This is a genomic window from Mycobacterium gordonae, assembly GCF_002101675.1.
Lineage (GTDB): Bacteria > Actinomycetota > Actinomycetes > Mycobacteriales > Mycobacteriaceae > Mycobacterium > Mycobacterium gordonae.
This window is the reverse complement of record NZ_LQOY01000104.1, coordinates 22,269-28,268: the sequence shown is the minus strand read 5'-3', so window position 1 is coordinate 28,268 and position 6,000 is coordinate 22,269. Positions and strand designations below refer to the sequence as shown.

General features: G+C 64.4%; 5 protein-coding genes and 3 pseudogenes. 1 reads left to right on the top strand and 7 read right to left on the bottom strand.

The annotated features are described in order from the left end of the window. On the top strand, positions 1-516 hold a 516-nt coding region (locus AWC08_RS17255; protein ID WP_244906507.1), incomplete at its 5' end, for a transposase. Here the strand turns inward: AWC08_RS17255 and AWC08_RS17250 are convergent. The 7 genes and pseudogenes from AWC08_RS17250 to AWC08_RS39410 form a co-directional block, all read right to left on the bottom strand. Then, positions 446-1,400: pseudogene (locus AWC08_RS17250) on the bottom strand (IS256 family transposase). The gene AWC08_RS17255 and the pseudogene AWC08_RS17250 sit on opposite strands and share 71 nt — an antisense overlap. A gap of 4 nt (positions 1,401-1,404) precedes the next feature. Beyond that, complete coding sequence (locus AWC08_RS39085) at positions 1,405-1,788, bottom strand: transposase (protein WP_057969888.1); 384 nt, start codon at positions 1,786-1,788, stop codon at positions 1,405-1,407. A 42-nt stretch (positions 1,789-1,830) separates the two neighbouring features. Continuing rightward, complete coding sequence (locus tag AWC08_RS17245) at positions 1,831-2,958, bottom strand: integrase (protein ID WP_224112882.1); 1,128 nt, start codon at positions 2,956-2,958, stop codon at positions 1,831-1,833. A 140-nt stretch (positions 2,959-3,098) separates the two neighbouring features. After that, complete coding sequence (locus AWC08_RS17240) at positions 3,099-3,425, bottom strand: helix-turn-helix domain-containing protein (protein WP_007168431.1); 327 nt, start codon at positions 3,423-3,425, stop codon at positions 3,099-3,101. A 29-nt stretch (positions 3,426-3,454) separates the two neighbouring features. Continuing rightward, positions 3,455-4,045, bottom strand: a pseudogene (locus tag AWC08_RS17235) (tyrosine-type recombinase/integrase); the annotation flags it as partial. 7 nt (positions 4,046-4,052) lie between these two features. Further along, positions 4,053-5,405, bottom strand: a complete 1,353-nt coding sequence (locus AWC08_RS17230; RefSeq protein ID WP_046184758.1) for an IS30 family transposase — start codon at positions 5,403-5,405, stop codon at positions 4,053-4,055. A 97-nt stretch (positions 5,406-5,502) separates the two neighbouring features. Beyond that, a pseudogene (locus tag AWC08_RS39410) lies at positions 5,503-5,970 on the bottom strand (site-specific integrase); the annotation flags it as partial. Positions 5,971-6,000 lie beyond the last annotated feature (30 nt).

The following is a 6,000-nucleotide window of genomic DNA, read 5'->3' as shown; positions in this document are numbered from 1 at the left end:
TTGCTGGTGGGACCCCGCACACACCGAGCGTGTCGCCCCGATGAGGGCCGGTTAACGGATAACCTGATGGCCATCACTCCGAAATCATCGTGGCCGTGGGTACGCACACTACTGCATTCGGTCTTCGATCAACCTGACGCCGGTTCCGTTGCAGCCCAATATGACCGCATCATCGACGCACTGGCCGACAAGCTCCCCAAGGTCGCCGACCACCTCGAAGACGCCCGCGCCGACCTGCTCGCCTTCACCGCCTTCCCCAAACAAATTTGGCGGCAGATCTGGTCCAACAACCCACAAGAACGACTCAACAAGGAAATCCGCCGGCGCACCGACGTCGTCGGAATCTTCCCCGACCGCAACGCCCTAATCCGCCTCGTCGGCGCGGTGCTGGCCGAACAACACGACGAATGGGCCGAATCCCGCCGCTACCTCGGCCTCGACGTCCTCAGCAAATCCCGCGCCGACCACACGCCATCAACAGAACAGGAGGACACCCCGGCGGCACTGACCGCCTAAACCACCAAGTCGAAGAATCACACGACGACGTCGTACACCACGTCCCTGGACTTGACCGCAATCTGCATCGTCCCTCCGCAGGTTCTTGCCTCCTGGACGACTGCAGATAATCACGTCCACCACGCAGAACCTGGGATCTGAACGCCTCGTGTCGGACATCAAGGACACCGCCCGGAGGACTCCAGATAACAATTGCGTTGGTGCTACACAGAACCCGCCGAATCTCGGTGTCGTAATCCAGGAACGGGATGAACTCATTCCAACACGACTGCCACAGTCGGATCAGGGCCGGATATCGGCTGCCCCAGCGGTCGGCGAGCGCCTCGAGCGCCGCTTCTGCGGCCGCCGCTGTCGGGGCGGTGTAGATCGGTTTGAGATCGCGGCGCAGGGCGTCCCAGTGCTGGCGCGGTACGTAGCGGAAGCTGTTGCGGATCAGATGCACGGTGCAGGCCTGCACGATGGTGGCCGGCCACACCTCACCGACAACGTCGGGCAGCCCCTTAAGTCCGTCGCAGATCAAGAAGAACGTGTCGGTGACGCCTCTGTTGCGCAGGTCGGTCAATACGGCGAACCAGAACTTGGCTGATTCCCCGGCGCCGTCGCCGGCCCACAGTCCGAGCACGTCCTTGTGCCCGGCCAGATCGACCCCGATCGCGGCGTAGAACGGTCGGTTGGCGACCTGACCGTCGCGCACTTTCACGCTCAGCGCGTCGATGAAGATTGCGGCGTAGACGGAGCGGCCGCGCGGTCCACTCCGCCATGTCGGCCAGGACCTTGTCGGTGATCCTGCTGATGGTGTCCGGGGAGATCTTGGCGTCGTAGAGCTCGTCGAAGTGGGCGGCGATCTCCCCGGTGGTCAATCCCTTGGCATACAACGACAACACGATCTCATCGACCCGGGTCAACCGGTGTTGATGCTTTCTTGACGATCTGGGGCTCGAAGCTGCCGCCGCGGTCGCGGGGCACGGCGATCTCGACCGGTCCGACCGTGTCGGTCAACACGGTTTTGGTGCGGGTGCCGTTGCGTGAATTCGGCGCCCCCCGCCCGGCCGGATCGTGCTTGTCATAGCCGAGGTGATCGGCGAGCTCCTCTTCCAGCGCGGTCTCGACCACCGTCTTGGTCAGCGCCTTAAGCACCCCGTCAGCGGTATCGGCGAACGACACCCCGCGGGCCTGGGCCGCCCGCACCAGCTCGCGGGCCGTCGCCAGCTCCTCCGGTGTCGGAGAGCTGACCATCACTTCATCATCGTGGACATCGGCTGTTGCTGTCACAGCCCTCATCGTTTCGGTCATCGTGGACCTTCCCCGCCAGGCTCACACCCGGCGTGTCGGGCCACTTACACCGAATTTCGGATACTCCCTCGCGGTGGTGTAGCGCCGCGCGGTGTTGTGGGAGATGCCGAAAACGAGAGAGACAGATGCAGCGGGTCGGGGCCTGCGGTCAGCGCTTCGTGAAGGATTCGGTCGGCACGGATGCGTTCGATCGTGAACCCATTGTCGCTCAACGATTGTTTCACCGATGTTTGACTCACCGGCGTTGTGCGCAATGCAGTTTTCGTCGTGAGTAGAACGTGCCGGTTCGGAGTGTGGGGCCATCTGTCCCGGCGGTGGTCGAGCCATGTGATCAGCGCTCTGTGGGTGAGCTCGCCGAGCCGTTGGTTGTCCAGCAAGGGTGATCCGCCGGTTCGGCAGGTCAATGTCGTCGAGCACCAGTTTGCGTATAACGCTTGTGCGGCAGGCATGTTCGACGCTCAATGCCACAACTAGGCGTGCACGCGGTTCGCTCGCGAGCTGTTCGATCGAGCGCACCTCATCATCGGTGATGGGCACGAGGTCTTGGTCTACTGGTTGGCTCTTCAAACCCGCTGTTGGGTTGCTGAAGACCAGACCATTCTTCTTGGCGTGCCGGAACAGCGACCGCAGCGCCTTGATCAGATTGTGGCACTGGTTTCCCTGAAACGGCCGCAGCGTCGCGTCGACGTCGGCCCTGGTGACCTCCCTGAGATGGTCGTAGGAGGTGGACCAGTGCGCGAGAAGGGGCCTGACCGCGCCGAAGTAGCTGTAGAGGGTCCTGGGCGATCGTGGGCGAGCACGTGCGCCGCCGACCAACAGGGTAAGGAGCCAGTGGTGCGACGGCTCGGCGAACCCTGGCGGAAGTTCCGCGGTGACGCGGTCGATCCAGGCACGGATCGGAGGTTCGGTGTCGTCTGTCAGCAGGTCGAAGTGGGAGAGGATTTCGACAAGCCTGCGACGGGACGCGAGCCGATGCGGCCGTGTTCGAACCTCTTTGAGCGGCACGCGATCACCGGGGGGCCGACCGGCCAGAAGGGTGACCAGGGCGTCGAGGCATCGGTTTGTGGTCTCACCGCACCAATCGTGGGCGGCAGCGCGTTCCCGGGCGTATACCGCAGCGGCCACGAGCACGGGGTCGTCGGATTCCAAGGCTGGATGCCGCCGGGGCGGGCGAGCAGGCAGTCCCGCCTTTCCGCGATAGTAGTGCGCTTTTTTTGAACAGCTTCTGCCGCAGTATTTTTGGTCGCGGCGACCGTTGGCTGGCAGTTCGGCTCCGCATTGCAGGCAATTCATCGCGGCGGCAGCGACCTTCCCGTCCGAGCGCGCGGGGTGACGGGACGTGCCTCACCGGCCGCAGCGGCGGCCTCCTCGCTACCCTTCGGCGTGGGTGCGGCCACGGTTTCGGGCTCGGGGATCAGCAGTTCGTCGATGGCGCAGTCGAGCACGGCGCAGAATACATCGAGATCGTGGAGCTTGATGGCGTTGGGGTTGCCCGACCACAAGCCCGACATCTTGCCGGCGCTGATCACCAGGCCGCGCTCGGCCAGCATCCGTTGGAGTTCGCTGGCCTTCCAAATGCCGCGGTTGGCCGCGGTCAGGCGTAGATTCCACTTCATTGAGCCAATCCTTAAGTTCGTAGGTGCAGTTACTTCGTGTTGTTACGTTGTGCTGTGACCCAGGCATCTTCGACGTGGGTGGCGTGGACGTGGATATATCGAGCCGTCGTGGCCGTCCAGGCGTGACCACATAATTCCTGGATGGCGAACAGGTTCATTCCGCCGAGGTAAAGCTGGGACGCGCAGAAGTGCCGCAGCACATGCGGGGTCAGCTTCCCCGACCACGCAGGCAGATGCCGGTCCGCCGCCTCCGCCAACGATCGGCGATAGACGTCAGCTGTCGCGCGCATGCACGTCCCGTCGATGTTCTTGCGTTCGGACGGAAACAGTGGCGCGGCATGGCTATTCGGGTCGATATCGAACAGTCCAAGCACGTCTTCGATGAACCATCTCAGGCTGCGGTCGGCGCCGTTGATCAGCGGCACCAGTCGCGGTTTGGGGCCTTTGCGGCGTGATCCCTTGCCGTGACGGACGTTCAGCTTGCCGAACCGCCCCAGCTCCCACCGCACATCGTCGAGGTCGAGCATCCGCGCCTCGTTGATGCGCAGTCCCACGTCGGCCGCCAGCCGGGCGACCGCGTAGTTGCGGGCGGCCGGGGCGAACTTGCGGCAGGTGACCAGGCTGGATTCAATCGGTCGTTGCAACACCGGCTTGCTGAAGTGAGTGTAGGTGTTCGTTGAACGCTTCGGCCGGGGTGCGCCATCCGAGGGTCTTGCGTGGTCGGGTGTTGAGGGTGTGAGCGATCGCCGCGATGTCGTCGGCGTTCCACCGGGATAGGTCGGTGCCCTTCGGAAAGCATTGGCGCAACAGGCCATTGGTGTTCTCATTCGTGCCACGCTGCCACGGACTCTTCGGGTCGGCGAAGTACACCTTGACCCCGGAGGCGATCGAGAACTGGGCATGCGCCGACAGTTCCTTTCCCCGGTCCCAGGTCAGCGACCGGCGCAGTTCCTCGGGCAGCGAGGTGATCGTCTGCGCTAGGGCGTTGGCCATCGTGAGGGCGCCGTAGCCGGCCAGAGCCGGCCCGTTCTTGGTCCGCGGAATCAGCCCGTATCCGGCCTCCCGCGGAAGATGGATCAACATCGTGAACCGACTGCTGCGCTCGACCAGCGTGCCGATCGCGCTGCGCTGCAACCCGATCAGCAGATCTCCCTCCCAGTGTCCCGGGACCGCGCGATCAGCGACCTCCGGCGGCCGAGCGCTGATCAACGTCTCCGGCGTGACGTGCGCCCACGCTTTCTGCCGAGACCGTGCCCGCGGCACCCGCAATGCCCGACCCCGGCGCAGGCAGGTGATTAAGTCCCGCTTGAGCGCACCGCGGCTTTGCACGTAGAGCGCTTGGTAGATGGCCTCGTGGCTGATCCGCATGGATTCATCATCAGGGAAGTCAAGCTTGATCCGATGGGCGATCTGCTCAGGACTCCATGCTGTCACCCAGGCCCGATCCCCTCGGTGCGGCTTGTTGCGTCCCTTCCACGGCGTCGCGGCCGGACCAGCCATGATCTGCCCGTAAGCGCCACGAACGACACCGGAGAGCTTGTCCTGGACGTACTGGCGCAGCCGGTCGTTGCCGACCAGCTTGGCCGTCTTCGGGCGCCTCGCCCGCCTTTCGGCATGCCACTGCGCGACCGAGGCCTTGTAGTCGAGCCGATACGTGCGCGTCGAGGCGTTACGGCGCAGCTCACGCGAGATGGTCGACGGCGCCCTGCGCAGCCTCCTGGCTATCTCGCGCACTCCGGCACCATGGGCACGCCATAAAGCGATGTCTTCGCGCTCATTCGAGGATAGGTAGCAGCCCGAAACAGTTTCTGGCAAGCGTGGATTCACGCCGCCAGCATGGCGGAACCAGCGGAACCCGACCGGCGAAGACACGCCCGCTTCGGTAGCGGCGTCCTCGGTCATCGCTCCGGCAGCGATCCCCGCCCAGAACCGGACCCTGTCCTGCCGCCAGGCCACCGACGGCCGCCCCGGGGAGGGCATCTGCCCCCGATACGCACGAACCTCCAACTGCCGCTTCCCATACGCCACCACACACCTCCGAGGAATCGAGGTGTTGCAACGACCGATTGAATCCAGCCAGTTCCTGGCGCCACCCGGCGAACAGCTGCTCCACCTCGTCGGCGGTCGGAGGGATACGCAGCTGCGGATCGACCGAGGCTCGCGGCCGGTTGATCTCGTCCAGCGGGCACTCGACGACCCGACCTGTCATGTTGTGCAGGTCGATCTTGTGCCGAAGCTCCAAGAACTGGAAGTACACGGTCAGTGCCGCCGCCCGCCCGGTGCGAGTCGAGGGGTTGGCGTCGCGCAGCACCTTGCCGAAATAGACGTCGACATCGGCGGGCCGCATCTCCCACAGCGGCCGGCCGAACCAGTCGTGGATCAGCTCGAGGTGGTTGATGTCGTTGCGGATCGTGCTGTCGACCAATCCGGCCGACGCCCGTGCCAGCACGAACCCGGCCAACACATCGGTCTCGAAGTCGGCAAGCTCCTCCTCGCTCGCCGGTACTCGATGTTCCCGCAGATCGCGGACCACAGCCAGAGCCAACCCACGCCTCCTCGACTTCACCTAAAGTGA

Excerpts from the sequence above, each read along its gene's own strand:
- AWC08_RS17240 (WP_007168431.1), bottom strand. The coding sequence starts at position 3,425 with ATGAAGTGGAATCTACGCCTGACCGCGGCCAACCGCGGCATTTGGAAG.
- AWC08_RS17230 (WP_046184758.1), bottom strand. The coding sequence starts at position 5,405 with ATGCCCTCCCCGGGGCGGCCGTCGGTGGCCTGGCGGCAGGACAGGGTC.